1 protein-coding gene is annotated in these 718 nt (G+C 46.1%); it reads right to left on the bottom strand.

The features are described from left to right. Positions 1-513: TIGR00730 family Rossman fold protein (locus ACRCJ0_RS17545; protein WP_431391434.1), on the bottom strand; the 513-nt coding region annotated here is incomplete at its 3' end. Between the last annotated feature and the right edge of the window lie 205 nt (positions 514-718).

Below are 718 nucleotides of genomic sequence, written 5' to 3'. Positions count from 1 at the left end.
CGGATCGCTTTCAACCAACAACATATCTCTGTATTGTTGATGCATAAACCCATGGTCGACTTGGAAATCCAAAAAGTCTAACAAGCCGTCATAGTAGTTATTCACATTCAAAATCCCGATTGGTTTGTCGTGGTAGCCAACCTGCTTCCAGGAAATCACTTCAAACAACTCTTCCATGGTCCCTGGACCACCCGGCAAGGCAATAAACCCGTCAGACAAATCAATCATCTGCGCCTTCCGTTCGTGCATCCCTTGGACAACAAACAATTTAGTCAGGTCAGGATGTTGAATATTGTTATCCGCCAACTTCTGTGGCACAACGCCCATCACATCGCCGCCAAAAGCCAAAGCCCCGTTCGCTACAGCAGCCATACAGCCCACATTTGACCCACCATAAACCAAAGTCCGCCCAGATTTAGCAATCAACTCCCCGACCTTTGTCGCCATCTCTTCATAAACTGGGTCATCTCCAGTAGCCGACCCCAAATATACCGCAACACTTTCAAGTTCCATGCACAACACCCCTTCTTTCCCAATATTTTAGCCAAACCATCAGCATCTGACAAGTACCCCCCTGGAAAAGGGCGAAACGCATCTTGCTGGCATTCTCTACCAAGCATCCACATTGACCCACTCCACGCGTCCTGTCATAATAGAAATAGAAGAGGTGGTTATATGACAACAACATTAAATAAAATCGCATACGAAAACTTACAAA

It is taken from the genome of Aerococcus sp. L_32 (assembly GCF_050689315.1).
The sequence above is the reverse complement of the archived record's forward strand: the minus strand, read 5'-3'. Positions and strand labels throughout refer to the sequence as shown.